The organism is Leclercia sp. GHBNCSD (genome assembly GCF_055805075.1).
The window spans coordinates 593,796-609,573 of record NZ_JBQVYO010000001.1; the positions used below are offsets into that span (position 1 = coordinate 593,796).

Genomic DNA, 15,778 nt, shown 5'->3' on the forward strand with positions numbered 1-15,778 from the left:
TTTAAATGGCATTTGCCCCCTTGCTTGAACGCCAGCGCACGCGTCTGCTGCTGGCGCTGATCCTCGGAGCCAGCGGTACGCTGGCTTTTTCCCCTTATGACTTCTGGCCAGCGGCCCTCCTCTCCCTGATGGGGCTCCAGGGGCTGACCCTTAACCGACGCCCTGTTCAGGCGGCGGCGATTGGCTATTTCTGGGGGCTGGGCCTGTTTGGCTCCGGTATTAACTGGGTTTACGTCAGTATTGCCCAGTTTGGCGGCATGCCAGGCCCGGTGAATGTTTTCCTCGTGGTGCTGCTGGCGGCGTACCTCTCGCTCTACACGGGTCTGTTTGCCGGGATCCTCTCCCGCCTGTGGCCAAAAACCAGCTGGCTGCGGGTGGCGATTGCCGCCCCGGTGGTCTGGCAAATTACCGAGTTCCTGCGCGGCTGGGTGCTGACCGGCTTTCCGTGGCTGCAGTTCGGCTACAGCCAGATAGATGGCCCGCTAAAGGGCCTGGCGCCGGTGATGGGCGTCGAGGCGATCAACTTCCTGCTGATGGTGGTAAGCGGCCTGCTGGTGCTGGCGCTGGTGCAGCGCAACGGGCGAGCGCTGGTCATGGCTGTGGTGCTTTTTGCCCTGCCTTTCCCGCTGCGTTATATCCAGTGGTTTACCCTTGAGCCGGAACGCGCCACCCAGGTGTCGATGGTGCAGGGTAATATTCCCCAGTCGCTGAAATGGGATGAAGGTCAGTTGATCAACACCCTGAAAATTTATCTGGATGCCACCCAGAAAGAGATGGGCAAATCCCAGCTGATTATCTGGCCTGAGTCGGCAATTCCGGATCTGGAGATCAACCAGCAGCGTTTTCTGACCATGATGGACGATCTGCTGCGGGCGCGAAACTCCACGCTGATCACCGGTATCGTTGACGCGCGGCTGAACAAGCAGAACCGTTACGACACTTACAACACCATTATCACGCTGGGAAAAGACAATCCGTACAGCTACGAGTCGGCGAACCGCTACAACAAGAATCACCTGGTGCCGTTTGGTGAGTTTGTGCCGCTGGAGTCGATTCTTCGCCCGCTGGCGCCGTTCTTCGATCTGCCGATGTCCTCCTTTAGCCGGGGCGCCTACGTTCAGCCTCAGCTGAGCGCCCATGGCTTTTTACTGACCGCCGCCATTTGCTACGAGATCATCCTCGGTGAGCAGGTGCGGGATAATTTCCGCCCGAACACCGACTATCTGCTGACCATCTCCAACGATGCCTGGTTCGGTAAGTCGATCGGCCCGTGGCAACATTTCCAGATGGCGCGGATGCGCTCCCTGGAGCTGGCGCGCCCTCTGCTGCGTAGCACCAATAACGGCATTACCGCCGTGATTGGTCCGCAGGGTGAAATTCAGGCCATGCTGCCGCAGTTCACCCGCGACGTGCTGACCACAAAAGTCACGCCGACGACCGGGCTGACGCCTTACGCCCGCACCGGCAACTGGCCCCTGTGGATCCTCACCGCGCTGTTCGGTTTTGGCGCCGTGCTGATGAGCCTGCGTCAGCGTCGTAAGTAGTCCCCTTCTCCTCCTCTTCTTTGCCCGGCGGCGCTACGCTTGCCGGGCCTACGCCGCAACTCTGGCACGGTTATTGCTTTACCTAATTACGTAAACGCGATTTGGCTTACTGTGCAACCCGGTCGCACCAGGGTAGCTCATCGGTAGCACCGAAACGGTGCAACGAAAGATTTATGCCTCTGAATGGTGCGGCGCGCTTCGCAAAAATAAACAATAACGCAGCAAAATCTTTACATTAAGCCAAACTAAATGTTAACAAACAGGTATAACACTGCACTCGTATCGCGCGAGCTATAACAACATCACACCGAATATCAATGCGTCTCTGGCGCTGATAATAAAGGAGTTGGATATGCAATTACGTAAACTGGCCACAGCAATGCTGGTGATGGGATTGTCCGCAGGCGTCGTTCACGCCGAAGATGCTGCTCCGGCAGCAGGCAGCACCCTGGAAAAAATCGCGAAAAACGGCGTGATTGTGGTCGGTCACCGTGAATCGTCTGTTCCGTTCTCATACTACGACAACACGCAAAAAGTCGTGGGCTACTCACAGGCTTACTCCAACGCGATCGTCGACGCGGTGAAGAAAAAGCTCAACAAACCGGATCTGGAAGTGAAGCTGATCCCAATCACTTCACAAAACCGTATTCCACTGCTGCAAAACGGCACCTTTGATTTTGAGTGTGGCTCCACCACCAACAACCTTGAGCGTCAGAAACAGGCTGCCTTCTCCGACACCATCTTCGTGGTGGGTACCCGTCTGCTGACCAAAAAAGGCGGCGATGTTAAAGACTTCGCCGATCTGAAAGGCAAAGCGGTGGTTGTGACCTCCGGGACGACCTCTGAAGTTCTGCTGCACAAGCTGAATGAAGAGAAGAAAATGGACATGCGTATCATCAGCGCCAAAGACCACGGTGACTCTTTCCGTACTCTGGAAAGCGGCCGCGCCGTCGCGTTTATGATGGACGATGCTCTGCTGGCGGGTGAGCGTGCTAAAGCGAAAAAACCGGATAACTGGGAAATCGTTGGCACGGCGCAATCAAAAGAGGCCTACGGCTGCATGATGCGTAAAGACGACGCGGAGTTTAAGAAACTCGTCGACGACACCATCGCTCAGGTTCAGACCTCCGGTGAAGCAGAGAAATGGTTCGATAAGTGGTTTAAAAACCCAATCCCACCAAAAAATCTCAACATGAACTTTGAACTGTCTGACGATATGAAAGCACTGTTTAAAGAACCGAATGACAAGGCACTTAACTAATTAGAACCACTAAGGGGCGGGTTCTCCTGCCCTCTCGATTGTCGGGAAGCGCGGACAGACTAAACGCTGAGTGGTCGTTCCCCATTCAGCGCGAATATTAAAGCTTCTCACCAATCTTCGAGGGTAGCGCTGCTACCCTTTTTTTTCTGGAGTTTACTATGTCAATTGACTGGAACTGGGGCATTTTCCTGCAGCAAGCCCCGTTCGGCAACACCACCTATCTTGGCTGGCTGTGGAGCGGTTTTCAGGTCACGGTCGCGCTGTCGATCACCGCCTGGATTATTGCGTTTCTTGTCGGCTCGTTGTTCGGTATTTTGCGTACCGTGCCTAACCGTTTTCTCTCTTCCATTGGCACCTGCTACGTCGAACTGTTCCGTAACGTTCCGTTAATCGTGCAGTTCTTTACCTGGTATCTGGTCATCCCGGAACTGCTGCCGGAAGATATCGGCATGTGGTTCAAATCGGAACTGGATCCAAACGTGCAGTTCTTTGTCTCCTCGATGCTCTGTCTGGGTCTGTTCACCGCCGCCCGCGTCTGCGAGCAGGTGCGTGCGGCTATCCAGTCTCTGCCACGTGGACAAAAAAATGCGGCGCTGGCGATGGGTCTTACCCTGCCGCAGGCTTACCGCTATGTGCTGCTGCCCAACGCCTACCGCGTGATTGTACCGCCGATGACGTCGGAGATGATGAACCTGGTGAAAAACTCGGCCATCGCCTCGACCATCGGTCTGGTGGATATGGCCGCGCAGGCGGGCAAACTGCTGGATTATTCCGCCCATGCGTGGGAATCCTTCACCGCCATTACCCTGGCCTATGTATTGATTAATGCTGTCATTATGCTGGTGATGAACCTGGTTGAACGTAAAGTTCGCCTGCCGGGCAACCTGGGGGGCAAATAATGTACGAATTTGACTGGAGCTCTATTGTTCCCTCCATGCCCTACCTGATCGATGGCCTGATCATCACGCTGAAGATCACCCTGACGGCGGTGATTGTCGGGATTGTCTGGGGTACCCTGCTGGCGGTAATGCGTCTGTCGAGCTTTAAGCCTGTGGCCTGGTTTGCGACCGCTTACGTGAACGTTTTCCGTTCTATCCCGCTGGTGATGGTGCTGCTGTGGTTCTATCTGATCGTTCCTGGATTCCTGCAGAACGTTTTAGGCCTGTCGCCGAAATCCGATATCCGTTTAATCTCGGCAATGGTGGCCTTCTCCATGTTTGAGGCGGCCTACTATTCAGAAATTATTCGTGCCGGGATCCAGAGTATCTCCCGCGGGCAGTCCAGCGCTGCGCTGGCGTTAGGCATGACCCACTGGCAGTCGATGAAGCTCATCATTCTGCCGCAGGCGTTCCGCGCCATGGTTCCGCTGCTGCTCACCCAGGGTATCGTGCTGTTCCAGGATACCTCGCTGGTTTATGTATTGAGCCTGGCAGACTTCTTCCGTACCGCCTCTACCATCGGCGAGCGCGATGGTACCCAGGTTGAGATGATCCTGTTCGCAGGTGCGGTCTATTTTGCAATTAGTTTAAGCGCGTCGCTGTTGGTCAGCTGGCTGAAGAAAAGGACAGTGTAATGATTTCCCTGAAAAATGTTTCTAAATGGTATGGGCACTTTCAGGTGCTGACCGACTGCTCCACGGAAGTGAAAAAGGGCGAAGTGGTAGTGGTGTGCGGGCCATCCGGCTCGGGTAAATCCACGCTGATTAAAACCGTGAACGGTCTTGAGCCGGTGCAGCAGGGCGAGATCATCGTCAACGGCACCAGGGTGAATGACAAGAAGACCAATCTGGCGAAGCTGCGTTCCAACGTCGGGATGGTGTTCCAGCACTTTGAACTCTTCCCGCATCTGTCGATCATTGAGAACCTGACCCTGGCGCAGGTCAAAGTCCTCAAGCGCGATAAGGCGGCCGCACGTGAGAAAGGGCTGAAACTGCTGGAGCGCGTGGGCCTCTCCGCCCATGCCGATAAATTCCCGGCGCAGCTGTCCGGCGGCCAGCAGCAGCGCGTGGCGATTGCCCGTGCGCTCTGTATGGATCCCGTCGCGATGCTCTTTGATGAGCCGACCTCCGCCCTTGATCCGGAGATGATCAATGAAGTGCTGGATGTTATGGTGCAACTGGCGCAGGAAGGAATGACCATGATGGTGGTCACGCACGAAATGGGCTTTGCGCGTAAAGTCGCAAACCGCGTGATCTTTATGGATGAGGGGAAAATCGTCGAGGACTCCGCGAAAGAGGAGTTCTTTAATAACCCGCAGTCTGAACGCGCTAAAGACTTCCTCGCCAAGATCCTGCATTAATCTCCCCGGTGCGCAATCGCTCAGATTGCGCACCGCTTCACGCTTTTTATCTCTTTATCTCGTCTGCCTCTGCCTTCAGCGTTAGCCTTGTCGCCAAACAACACTGAGAAATGGAGATTTCTATGGCACTGCCCATTATCCTCGATTGCGATCCGGGTCATGATGACGCGATAGCACTCGTCCTTGCCCTCGCCTCACCCGAGCTTGAGCTCAAGGCTGTAACCTCTTCTGCCGGTAACCAGACCCCTGACAAAACCCTGCGCAATGTGCTGCGCATGCTGACCCTGCTGAAACGCGGCGATATTCCGGTGGCAGGCGGCGCGATTAAGCCCCTGATGCGCGATCTGATCATTGCCGACAATGTACACGGGGAAAGTGGGCTTGACGGCCCTGCCCTGCCCGAGCCAGATTTTGTGCCGCAGGATTGTACGGCAGTGGAGCTGATGGCAAACGTACTGCGCGAAAGCACAGAACCGGTGACGCTGGTCTCTACCGGTCCGCAAACCAACGTCGCCCTGCTGCTGAATGGCCACCCTGAACTGCATGCGAAAATCGCCCGGATTGTGATCATGGGTGGTGCGATGGGGCTGGGTAACTGGACGCCTGCGGCGGAATTCAACATCTTTGTTGACCCCGAGGCGGCCGAGATCGTCTTTCAGTCCGGCATTCCGGTGGTCATGGCCGGGCTGGATGTGACGCATCAGGCGCAAATTATGGCGGAGGATATCGAACGTTTTCGCCGGATCGGCAACCCGGTGGCAACCACCGTGGCGGAGCTGCTCGACTTCTTTATGGAGTACCATAAAACCGAGAAATGGGGTTTCCAGGGGGCACCGCTGCACGATCCCTGCACTATCGCCTGGCTGTTAAAACCAGAGATCTTCAGTACCGCTAAACGCTGGGTTGGGGTTGAAACGCAGGGCAAATATACCCAGGGTATGACCGTGGTCGATTATTACTTCCTCAGCGGCAATACGCCCAACACCGACATTATGCTGGATATCGATCGCCAGGCGTTTGTTGATTTACTGGCAGACAGACTGGCATTTTATTCGCACTAACTCACTGGCGCCCGACAGCGGACGGGCGCTTGATCCATTTATTCTGCAAATAACTCTCCGTAAAATATATAAAAGCAAAGCTGTAAATAATGAATTCATGCTTTCTTGAGATAGCTGAGAGTGGTAGAAAAGACAAAACCCGGATATTATCCAGGCCTTTTCAGAAAAAATCCCCGCCCTGCTTATTTAAAATAAAACAGAGGGGATTAGCTTTGCTAAAAATATACATAATTTGCTTTCGTGGCAATCGGCACTGAAACTATACACGCCGCAGGTCAAGTCTGAGAATGATTCTTATACTTATGGGCGGCGCCTCAATAGATTAAATGAAACAAAATGGATGTTGCTTCATGCTAATTAATAAAAACAGGCTGCTTTCCAGCCTGTTAATTTTACTCGCAGTCTGCCCGCTCGCTGAAGCCAGTGTTTCAAGCGGCACCGCTAACCAAATTGAGCAGGATAAAGCCCGTTATTCCGCGCTGACGCCGCAGGAACAGGAACATTCCTCCACGCGTGAAAATAGTCGCCCGGGGATTATCAATTTTCCAAACGAAGCAATCTGCAAAAATATAAATAAAATCATTATTGAATCTGACGATGAAAAATTAACCAGCAGGCTGCTGGGTAAAATCACCAGGCAGGGGGTGAATAAATGCCTCGGTATTAAAGGCATCCGCCTGCTCTCTAATACCATGCAGAACGAGTTGTTGGTAAAGGGATATATCACCTCGTTAATCAACGTACCGCAGCAATCCCTGGAAGGGGGTGTCCTGCACCTGATTCTGACCTACGGGACAATCGGGAAAATTGCTTTTCAGCCCAGGACAAAAGCGACGACGGCACTCTGGAACACGTTGCCTTTCTCTTCCGGCGATACCCTGCGCTTATCCGATCTGGAGCAAGGCATGGCCAACCTGCAACGCCTTCCAGGTTCCTCAGCCCATATGCAGCTTATACCGGGGGAGCACCACGCGGAAACCGACATTTCATTAACCCGTCAACTGGGTAAAAAGTGGCAGGCAGGTGCATGGCTGGACGACTCAGGCAGCCGCGCCAGCGGCCGCTATCTGGGCGGCGCGGCCCTCTATCTGTATGACATCACCCGTCTGAACGACATTTTCTATCTCTCGGCTGGCGGTGATGTTGAATTCAACCAGCGCAAAGATGGCAACCACAACGGCAGCCTTTACTATTCCGTCCCCTTTGGCTACTGGGCGTTAGCGCTCTACGGCGCATACAGCGAATATCGCCAGCTTTTCAAAGGATACTGGACTACAAGCGAGTACATCTCGAAAAATCGCTATTACAGCGCCACGCTCTCTCGTCTGCTTTCCCACACACGCCAGCAGAAAACGACCCTTGAGGGCCGGATATTTAAAAGCCGGTCGAGCTACTTTTTAGGCGGCACCGAAATCGAGGTCATGCGCAAACAGAATCCGGGATGGGAAATGACCCTGCGTCATCAGCGTTATTTCGACCGCAAAGTGGTCGATGCCAGCCTGGGCATTCAGCGCAGCCTGGCGTGGCTACGCTCCACGCCGACCCCCGAGGAGAAAGCTAACCTTTACAGCAAGTTCTCACGCGTACTCCATGCCGAGATCCAGGCATTACTGAAATTCGATCTGACAGGGGATAAATTTAGCTATGCCCCGCAGATTCGCGCGCAATTTTCACCGGATATCCTCTCTTCCGACAATCAGTTCAATATCGGCAACCGCTGGACGGTACGCGGTTTCGACGGTGAAAACACCCTTTCCGGCCATCAGGGATGGTACTGGCGTAACGACTTCATCTGGGATCTTCCCGACCCGAACCAGCAGCTTTACCTGGGTTTAGATATTGGCCGAATGATTGGCAGCCCGAATTATTATAATGGAAAAGTATTATCAGGCGCGGTAATCGGGCTCCGGGGTGAAAAATATCTGACGCAATACGATCTCTTCGTCGCGACCCCACTGGTCAAGCCGGATAATTTCCATAGCGACGCACTGAATTTAGGTATGTCATTAAAATGGAGGTTTTAATCGCCACATATACAGCAATCTCGCGTTAATTCTACAGAGTACTTCTATTTAAAGGAATAAATAATATGTTCAAAATGAAAATCATCTACGTAGCGCTTGCCGCCGCGCTGAGTTCATCCGTGGTCATGGCTGAGCCAAACACCTATAAATTGGGGAATGGGCCTAAAGTCATCGATATTGAAAAGCCCAACAAGGCGGGTGTGTCTCATAATATTTATAATGAATTTAACGTCGACAGCAAAGGCGTTATCTTCAATAACAACCTGGCAGATGCTACGCACAGCAAATATGGCGACATCGCAAAAAACAGTAACCTGGATGGCGCTGCGGCATCGGTGATCCTCAATGAAGTGGCCTCGAACAAAGCCAGTCTCCTCGCTGGTTTTATGGAAGTGTCGGGCCAAAAAGCCGATGTCATTGTCGCTAACCCGAACGGCATTACCTGTTCAGGCTGTAGCTTCATTAACACCAATAAAGCCATTCTGACCACCGGTAAAGTGAATCTGGCTGAAAACGGCGCCATTGGCAGCTATGACGTGACGAAAGGCAACGTCACTATCAACGGCAATGGCATGTACGCCGAAAACAGTTATGTCATGCTGCTGGCGGACGCCATTAAGCTCACCGGCACCCTGGACGCCAGCAACGCCTATCTGAGCGCGGGCAATTTCACCATGGATGGAAAAACCGATGTGGTAACCTCCCATCGGAAACAGGCCACCGAAGATCAGCTAAACAATCCGGTCTACAGCATTGATATCGCTAACTTCGGCGGGGTCCGCGCCAACTCCATTACCATGATGGGTAATAACCTGGGTTTTGGCGTGCGTAACAAGGGCACTATCGTTGCGAATACCAGCCTGGCAATGGCCAGCAACGGCGCGCTGGTGAACGAAGGCACTATCAACAGCAATGGCTTTGCCACTGAGGTGGTTTCAGCTGGCGTTCTGCAGAACACGGGGAACATTAGCACCAAAAACAATACGCTGATTCGCGGTATGAATCATCTGCTTAACAGTGGCAATATCACCTCGACCAAACAGTTGATATTGTCCAACTATGGGAGCGTGGAGAATAAGGGTAACATTAAAGGCCAGGAAGGGCTGGAGTTGACGGCTTACGGCAACCTCATTACCCACTATGGTTCTACTCTCTCTTCCAACGGTAATACTAACATTAATGTGCTGAATAACGTTCTCAACGGCGGATCCATTAGCGGCCAAAACGTACGCGTGAATTTCTCAGGCAGCGCGATGCAGATTACCGGCAACCTGTACGGTTATGATAATGTGATCATTCAGTCAGCTAATCAGGAACATAACGCCATCAGCAATGGCTCAATCATCAACGAAGGCCAGTTGGTTTCACAGGGCGATCTCATTGTGCAGACCAATGGCATGTTCGGGCAGACGGCGACAGCCAATACTGAGGTATGGAAGAAGTTCACGGCTAACGTTAACAACCTCACCAACCTTGGCGATATCACCGCCCCGTCAATTGAAATAAATAATCAGACCCTCAAGAACGCGGGCACCCTTTACGCCAACGACATCACACTCAACTCGGGGCAGGAATTATGGAATGAGGGGTCCATTCACGCGTTAAAAAACATGACCTTAAACACGAAAAACGCCCGGTTTACCAACCGCGGCACGATTAGCGCCGACGATACGCTCAATATCACGGCAAATAAAGTTGAGAATGGCGGCTATCGCTGCGGTTTATTTAAACTGCAAACCTGTGATAAAGGCACCCTGTCCGCATCCAGACTGGTGCTGACTTCATCGCATAACAGCACCAGTGAAATGGGCGGCCTGCAACACTTTAACTCTGTTGAGATCAAGCGCGCGCAATAAGTGCCAAAACGCAACGATGCGCGCCTCGCGCATCGTTGCGTTTACCTCAGGGTTCAAATGGCCGACGCTGGAACTGATCGTGGCCGCATTTAGGACAGACCGGCAGCATCTCCGGCGTATAAATCGCCATGTGGAAATGGCAGTTCTCGCATACCAGATTCCCCAGCCCGACAACCTCACCGCTGTGATACACCCCGTGGTGGTTCAGATCCTGAAAGACCTCACGCCACTCCAGCTGGGTTTTATCGGTAATGTCCGCCAGCTCCTGCCAGAGGCTCTCTTTGATCACCCGCATAAATACGCTGTCGGTGGCCTCGTCCTGACTCTCGCCATAGCTACGGGCGAACTCTTCCAGATCGCGGCGAACCGCGCGGGTCACCTCTTCCACTTCGGTGCGCGTTAACTCACCCGTCTGCATCACCTTAACGCGTGCATGCTCGACGAGCGCATCAATATCACGCTCACCATTCCGCAGACGTTCTGTCAATGTGGCGACCAGTTCACGGTAAAATTGAGCAACCTTGTTCATCATTTTGCCTCCCGGGTAAGTAAACCTCTCTAATGATAGACCTTATTTGCGCCCCGCTTTGTCAGGTCATCCACACTCTACGTAAATTCCTGCAAGGCGCTTTTAGTGGTAAAGGCTGTTTTGACGCGGGCGTTTGGGCTATGCTATGCGGATCTGAATTACCACATCCATTGGCTACGTTTGTAGCTGTATTGAACACAGGACCACTGGCTGCCATGCAAGAGCAATACCGCCCGGAAGAGATAGAATCGAAAGTCCAGCAACACTGGGACGAGAAGCGCACTTTTGAAGTCACCGAAGACGAGAGCAAAGAGAAGTATTACTGCCTGTCGATGCTTCCCTATCCTTCTGGCCGACTACACATGGGCCACGTGCGTAACTACACCATCGGTGATGTGATCGCCCGTTATCAGCGTATGCTGGGTAAAAACGTCCTGCAGCCAATCGGCTGGGATGCGTTTGGTCTGCCTGCAGAAGGTGCCGCGGTAAAAAACAACACTGCGCCGGCGCCATGGACCTACGACAACATCGCCTACATGAAAAACCAGCTCAAGATGCTGGGCTTTGGCTATGACTGGAGCCGCGAGCTGGCGACCTGCACCCCGGAATATTACCGCTGGGAGCAGAAGTTCTTCACCGAGCTCTACAAAAAAGGGCTGGTCTACAAAAAAACGTCCGCCGTTAACTGGTGCCCGAACGATCAGACCGTTCTGGCGAACGAACAGGTTATCGACGGCTGCTGCTGGCGCTGCGACACCAAAGTTGAGCGCAAAGAGATCCCGCAGTGGTTTATCAAAATCACCGCTTACGCCGACGAACTGCTGAACGATCTGGATAATCTGGACCACTGGCCAGATACCGTGAAGACCATGCAGCGTAACTGGATCGGCCGCTCTGAAGGGGTAGAGATCACCTTCAACGTTGAAAACTACGATCGGCCGCTGACCGTCTACACCACCCGTCCGGACACCTTCATGGGCGCGACCTACCTGGCCGTGGCCGCAGGTCACCCGCTGGCGCAGAAAGCGGCAGAGAACAATCCGGAACTGGCGACCTTCATCGACGAATGCCGCAACACTAAAGTGGCCGAAGCCGACATGGCGACGATGGAGAAAAAAGGCGTTGCCACCGGTTTCTACGCCAAACACCCGCTGACCGGCGAAGCAATCCCGGTCTGGGTCGCCAACTTCGTGCTGATGGAATACGGTACGGGCGCTGTCATGGCGGTTCCGGGTCACGATCAGCGCGACTATGAGTTTGCCACCAAATACAACCTGGCGATCAAGCCGGTTATCCTGGCAGCAGATGGCAGCGAGCCTGACCTGTCCGAACAGGCATTGACCGAAAAAGGCACCCTGTTTAACTCCGGTGAATTTAGCGGCCTGAGCTTTGAAGAGGGCTTTAACGCCATTGCTGACAAACTGGCCGCGCTGGGCGTCGGCGAGCGTAAAGTTAACTACCGTCTGCGCGACTGGGGCGTTTCCCGTCAGCGTTACTGGGGCGCGCCAATTCCAATGGTCACCCTGGAAGATGGCACCGTTATGCCAACGCCAGAAGATCAACTCCCGGTGATCCTGCCGGAAGATGTGGTCATGGACGGCATCACCAGCCCAATCAAAGCCGACCCTGAGTGGGCGAAGACTACCGTAAACGGTATGCCTGCGCTGCGTGAAACCGACACCTTCGACACCTTCATGGAGTCCTCCTGGTACTATGCGCGTTATACCTGCCCGCAGCATCAGGAAGGCATGCTGGATTCCAAAGCCGCAAACTACTGGCTGCCGGTAGATATCTACATTGGCGGTATCGAACACGCCATCATGCACCTGCTCTACTTCCGCTTCTTCCACAAGCTGATGCGCGACGCGGGCCTGGTGAACTCTGACGAGCCAGCCAAACAGCTGCTGTGTCAGGGCATGGTGCTGGCCGACGCCTTCTACTACGTGGGCGCAAACGGCGAGCGTAACTGGGTCTCCCCGGTTGATGCCATCGTTGAGCGCGACGAAAAAGGCCGTATCGTGAAGGCGAAAGATGCCGCGGGCCACGAGCTGGTTTATACCGGCATGAGCAAAATGTCGAAGTCCAAAAACAACGGCATTGACCCGCAGGTGATGGTTGAGCGCTACGGTGCCGATACCGTGCGCCTGTTCATGATGTTCGCCTCGCCGGCGGATATGACTCTGGAATGGCAGGAGTCCGGCGTGGAAGGGGCTAACCGCTTCCTGAAACGTGTCTGGAAACTGGTTTACGAGCACACCGCTCAGGGTGACGCACCGGCACTGAATACCGCGGCGCTGACGGAAGATCAGCAGGCGCTGCGTCGCGATGTGCATAAAACGATTGCCAAAGTGACCGATGATATTGGTCGCCGTCAGACCTTCAATACCGCAATTGCGGCTATTATGGAATTGATGAACAAGCTGGCGAAAGCCCCGCAGGAGGGCGAGCAGGATCGCGCCATCATGCGTGAAGCGCTGCTGGCAGTGGTACGTATGTTGAACCCGTTCACCCCGCACGTCAGCTTCACCCTGTGGCAGGAGCTGAACGGCGAAGGCGATATCGACAATGCCCCGTGGCCGGTGGCTGATGAATCCGCAATGGTGGAAAACACCACGCTGGTCGTCGTGCAGGTCAACGGTAAAGTTCGCGGTAAGATTACTGTTCCGGTTGATGCAACCGAAGAGCAGGTCCGCGAGCGTGCTGGCCAGGAAACTCTGGTGGCGAAGTATCTTGATGGCGTTACCGTACGTAAAGTGATCTACGTGCCTGGTAAACTGCTGAACCTGGTCGTTGGCTAAGCGCGGGAGGAAGCGTGCGACAACTGGCAACATTACTGTTATCGCTGGCGGTGCTGGTCACCGCCGGATGTGGCTGGCATCTGCGTAACACCACACAGGTGCCGGAGCAGATGAAAACGATGATTTTCGATTCGGGCGATCCAAATGGTCCGCTTAGCCGTGCCATTCGTAACCAGCTGCGTCTTAACGGCGTTGAACTGATCGAAAAAGGTACGCTGCGCCAGGACATCCCATCGTTCCGCATCCTGAACTCTACCCTGAGCCAGGATACCGCCTCCATCTTCCAGGATGGTCGTACTGCGGAATATCAGATGGTGATGGAAGTGCACGCTGCGGTACTGATCCCAGGTAGCGACATTTACCCTATCAGCACCAAGGTCTACCGTTCGTTCTTCGATAACCCGCAGACGGCACTTGCGAAAGACGCTGAGCAGACCATTATCATCAACGAAATGTACGACAAGGCGGCGGAACAGCTGATCCGTAAGCTGCCGAGCGTCCAGACTGCTGAAAAAGAGAATGACCTGAAAGCTCAGCCTGCTGCTCAGCCAACGGCATCCTCCTCGCGCGTCTCCACGACGCTGGGTCAGTAATGCTCAGGTTGTACCCTGAACAACTCCGCGCGCAGCTCAATGAAGGGCTGCGCGCGGCGTATCTGCTTCTCGGAAACGATCCGCTGCTGCTCCAGGAAAGCCAGGACGCCGTGCGTCAGTTTGCGGCCACTCAGGGCTTTGAGGAGCACCACAGTTTCACCCTGGATAACAGCACCGACTGGCAGGAGATTTTCTCCCTTTGCCAGGCCATGAGCCTGTTTGCTGCCCGGCAAACGCTGCTTATCCAGCTCCCGGAAAACGGCCCTAACGCGGCGATCAACGAACAGCTTGCCACGCTGGTTAGCCTGCTGCACAGCGATCTGCTGTTGATCGTTCGCGGCAATAAACTGACCAAAGCGCAGGAAAATGCCGCCTGGTTTACGGCGCTGGCAAACCATTCGGTGCTGGTGACCTGCCAGACACCGGAGCAGGCGCATCTGCCAAAATGGGTGGCGGCCCGGGCAAAGCAGCGCAATCTGCAGCTGGATGACGCGGCCAACCAGCTCCTTTGTTACTGTTACGAAGGTAATCTGCTGGCGCTGGCCCAGGCTCTGGAGCGGCTGGCGCTGCTCTGGCCCGATGGCAAACTGACCTTACCGCGCGTTGAGCAGGCAGTTAACGACGCGGCGCACTTTACCCCTTTCCACTGGGTCGATGCCCTGCTGTCCGCTAAGAGCAAACGCGCTCTGCATATTCTGCAGCAGCTGCGTCTCGAAGGCAGCGAGCCGGTGATTCTGCTGCGAACCTTACAGCGGGAACTGCTGCTGATGGTGACGCTTAAACGCCAGTCAGCGCATACGCCTTTGCGCGCGCTGTTTGATAAACACCGGGTCTGGCAGAACCGTCGCGTCATGACCACCGAAGCCCTGAACCGGCTGAGCCCGGAACAGCTGCGCCAGGCCGTTCAGCTTCTGACACGCACCGAACTGACCCTGAAGCAGGATTACGGTCAGTCGATCTGGTCTGAGCTGGAAAGCCTTTCTCTGCTGCTGTGCCACAAGGCGCTGGCAGACATTTTTATAGAAGGGTAAGAGATGCACTCTCTACAGGCACTCTATGGCGGCACCTTTGACCCGGTACATTACGGGCATCTGAAACCGGTCGAGATCCTGGCCAACCAGATTGGCCTGCAATGCGTCACTATTATGCCGAACAACGTGCCGCCGCATCGCCCGCAGCCCGAGGCTACCCCCGCCCAGCGCAAACAGATGCTGGAGCTGGCGATCGCCGATAAACCGCTGTTTGTTCTTGATGAGCGCGAGCTGCGCCGGAACAGCCCCTCCTATACGGCGCAGACGCTAGAGGAGTGGCGACGCGAACAGGGGCCGGAAAAACCGCTGGCCTTTATTATCGGCCAGGACTCGCTGCTCAATTTCCCGAGCTGGTATCAGTACGAAACAATCCTCGATAACAGCCATTTAATCGTCTGCCGTCGGCCAGGCTATCCCCTGGCGATGAAAGAGGAGCGGCATCAGCTGTGGCTGGAGCAGCACCTCACTTATCAATCTGAAGATCTGCACAACCAGCCTGCCGGCAAAATTTACCTCGCGGAGACGCCCTGGTTTGATATCTCAGCCACACTTATCCGCCAGCGCCTGCAGCAGGGGCTCCCCTGTGATGAGATGTTACCGATGCCGGTGTTGCGTTATATTCAACAGCAGGGGTTGTATCAGAAAAGCAGCAACTGACTGGCGCCCGGGAGAAAAAGCGCGCCATTCGCGCTCTCGCCATTGACACCCCCGACCAGGCTGATATCCTCCGCTGCCAGACTTCCCGCCAGCACTGTTTTACAAAAACTGTTTTACAAAAATGGC

Annotated in this window: 13 protein-coding genes; 12 read left to right on the forward strand and 1 reads right to left on the reverse strand. The window is 54.4% G+C overall.

Annotated features, from left to right (window positions below; all coding sequences use genetic code 11):
- Positions 1 to 5: 5 nt before the first annotated feature.
- The 8 genes from lnt to ACT3IC_RS03005 all read left to right on the forward strand — a co-directional run bounded on the left by lnt (position 6) and on the right by ACT3IC_RS03005 (position 10,044).
- Positions 6 to 1,544 carry an apolipoprotein N-acyltransferase gene (gene lnt / locus ACT3IC_RS02970; RefSeq protein WP_159339287.1) on the forward strand — a complete coding sequence of 513 codons (1,539 nt, stop codon included), beginning with the start codon at positions 6 to 8 and terminating at the stop codon, positions 1,542 to 1,544.
- 352 nt (positions 1,545 to 1,896) lie between these two features.
- Positions 1,897 to 2,805: an amino acid ABC transporter substrate-binding protein gene (locus ACT3IC_RS02975; RefSeq protein ID WP_201304716.1), complete on the forward strand. Its 909-nt coding sequence runs from the start codon at positions 1,897 to 1,899 to the stop codon at positions 2,803 to 2,805.
- Between the two features lie 158 nt (positions 2,806 to 2,963).
- Positions 2,964 to 3,704 carry a glutamate/aspartate ABC transporter permease GltJ gene (gene gltJ / locus ACT3IC_RS02980; protein ID WP_103178679.1) on the forward strand — a complete coding sequence of 247 codons (741 nt, stop codon included), beginning with the start codon at positions 2,964 to 2,966 and terminating at the stop codon, positions 3,702 to 3,704.
- A complete protein-coding gene (gene gltK / locus ACT3IC_RS02985; protein ID WP_103178678.1) occupies positions 3,704 to 4,378 on the forward strand; it encodes a glutamate/aspartate ABC transporter permease GltK in 675 nt (224 codons plus the stop codon). The genes gltJ and gltK overlap by 1 nt, the downstream gene beginning before the upstream one ends.
- Positions 4,378 to 5,103 carry an amino acid ABC transporter ATP-binding protein gene (locus ACT3IC_RS02990; RefSeq protein WP_103178677.1) on the forward strand — a complete coding sequence of 242 codons (726 nt, stop codon included), beginning with the start codon at positions 4,378 to 4,380 and terminating at the stop codon, positions 5,101 to 5,103. Before gltK ends, ACT3IC_RS02990 begins: the two co-directional genes overlap by 1 nt.
- 122 nt (positions 5,104 to 5,225) lie before the next feature.
- Positions 5,226 to 6,164 (forward strand): pyrimidine-specific ribonucleoside hydrolase RihA, encoded by a 939-nt coding sequence (gene rihA / locus ACT3IC_RS02995; protein WP_159339289.1) that lies wholly within the window; start codon positions 5,226 to 5,228, stop codon positions 6,162 to 6,164.
- A 350-nt stretch (positions 6,165 to 6,514) separates the two neighbouring features.
- The gene (locus ACT3IC_RS03000) at positions 6,515 to 8,188 is read left to right on the forward strand and encodes a ShlB/FhaC/HecB family hemolysin secretion/activation protein (RefSeq protein ID WP_156654095.1); all 1,674 of its coding nucleotides are present in this window, start codon (positions 6,515 to 6,517) and stop codon (positions 8,186 to 8,188) included.
- A gap of 65 nt (positions 8,189 to 8,253) precedes the next feature.
- Positions 8,254 to 10,044: a two-partner secretion domain-containing protein gene (locus ACT3IC_RS03005; RefSeq protein ID WP_473476121.1), complete on the forward strand. Its 1,791-nt coding sequence runs from the start codon at positions 8,254 to 8,256 to the stop codon at positions 10,042 to 10,044.
- A gap of 46 nt (positions 10,045 to 10,090) precedes the next feature.
- Here the strand turns inward: ACT3IC_RS03005 and ACT3IC_RS03010 are convergent, their stop codons facing one another.
- Positions 10,091 to 10,573, reverse strand: coding sequence for a zinc ribbon-containing protein (locus ACT3IC_RS03010; protein ID WP_103823619.1), 483 nt, complete (start codon positions 10,571 to 10,573; stop codon positions 10,091 to 10,093).
- Positions 10,574 to 10,788: 215 nt separating this feature from the next.
- On the opposite strand from ACT3IC_RS03010, the gene leuS reads away from it, so the two are divergent.
- The 4 genes from leuS to nadD are packed head-to-tail and all read left to right on the forward strand — an operon-like array spanning position 10,789 to position 15,652.
- Complete coding sequence (leuS, locus tag ACT3IC_RS03015; protein WP_263951147.1) at positions 10,789 to 13,371, forward strand: leucine--tRNA ligase; 2,583 nt, start codon at positions 10,789 to 10,791, stop codon at positions 13,369 to 13,371.
- 14 nt (positions 13,372 to 13,385) lie between these two features.
- Positions 13,386 to 13,964 carry an LPS assembly lipoprotein LptE gene (lptE, locus tag ACT3IC_RS03020; RefSeq protein ID WP_103178672.1) on the forward strand — a complete coding sequence of 193 codons (579 nt, stop codon included), beginning with the start codon at positions 13,386 to 13,388 and terminating at the stop codon, positions 13,962 to 13,964.
- Positions 13,964 to 14,995, forward strand: a complete 1,032-nt coding sequence (gene holA / locus ACT3IC_RS03025; protein WP_473476126.1) for a DNA polymerase III subunit delta — start codon at positions 13,964 to 13,966, stop codon at positions 14,993 to 14,995. Before lptE ends, holA begins: the two co-directional genes overlap by 1 nt.
- Positions 14,996 to 14,998: 3 nt before the next feature.
- Entirely contained in the window at positions 14,999 to 15,652 is a 654-nt protein-coding gene (gene nadD, locus ACT3IC_RS03030; RefSeq protein WP_103178670.1) for a nicotinate-nucleotide adenylyltransferase, read from the forward strand.
- The last annotated feature ends 126 nt before the right edge of the window (positions 15,653 to 15,778 follow it).

Coding starts and splice junctions, on each gene's coding strand:
- lnt (WP_159339287.1), top strand. CDS start 6: ATGGCATTTGCCCCCTTGCTTGAACGCCAGCGCACGCGTCTGCTGCTG.
- ACT3IC_RS02975 (WP_201304716.1), top strand. CDS start 1,897: ATGCAATTACGTAAACTGGCCACAGCAATGCTGGTGATGGGATTGTCC.
- gltJ (WP_103178679.1), top strand. CDS start 2,964: ATGTCAATTGACTGGAACTGGGGCATTTTCCTGCAGCAAGCCCCGTTC.
- gltK (WP_103178678.1), top strand. CDS start 3,704: ATGTACGAATTTGACTGGAGCTCTATTGTTCCCTCCATGCCCTACCTG.
- ACT3IC_RS02990 (WP_103178677.1), top strand. CDS start 4,378: ATGATTTCCCTGAAAAATGTTTCTAAATGGTATGGGCACTTTCAGGTG.
- rihA (WP_159339289.1), top strand. CDS start 5,226: ATGGCACTGCCCATTATCCTCGATTGCGATCCGGGTCATGATGACGCG.
- ACT3IC_RS03000 (WP_156654095.1), top strand. CDS start 6,515: ATGCTAATTAATAAAAACAGGCTGCTTTCCAGCCTGTTAATTTTACTC.
- ACT3IC_RS03005 (WP_473476121.1), top strand. CDS start 8,254: ATGTTCAAAATGAAAATCATCTACGTAGCGCTTGCCGCCGCGCTGAGT.
- ACT3IC_RS03010 (WP_103823619.1), bottom strand. CDS start 10,573: ATGAACAAGGTTGCTCAATTTTACCGTGAACTGGTCGCCACATTGACA.
- leuS (WP_263951147.1), top strand. CDS start 10,789: ATGCAAGAGCAATACCGCCCGGAAGAGATAGAATCGAAAGTCCAGCAA.
- holA (WP_473476126.1), top strand. CDS start 13,964: ATGCTCAGGTTGTACCCTGAACAACTCCGCGCGCAGCTCAATGAAGGG.
- nadD (WP_103178670.1), top strand. CDS start 14,999: ATGCACTCTCTACAGGCACTCTATGGCGGCACCTTTGACCCGGTACAT.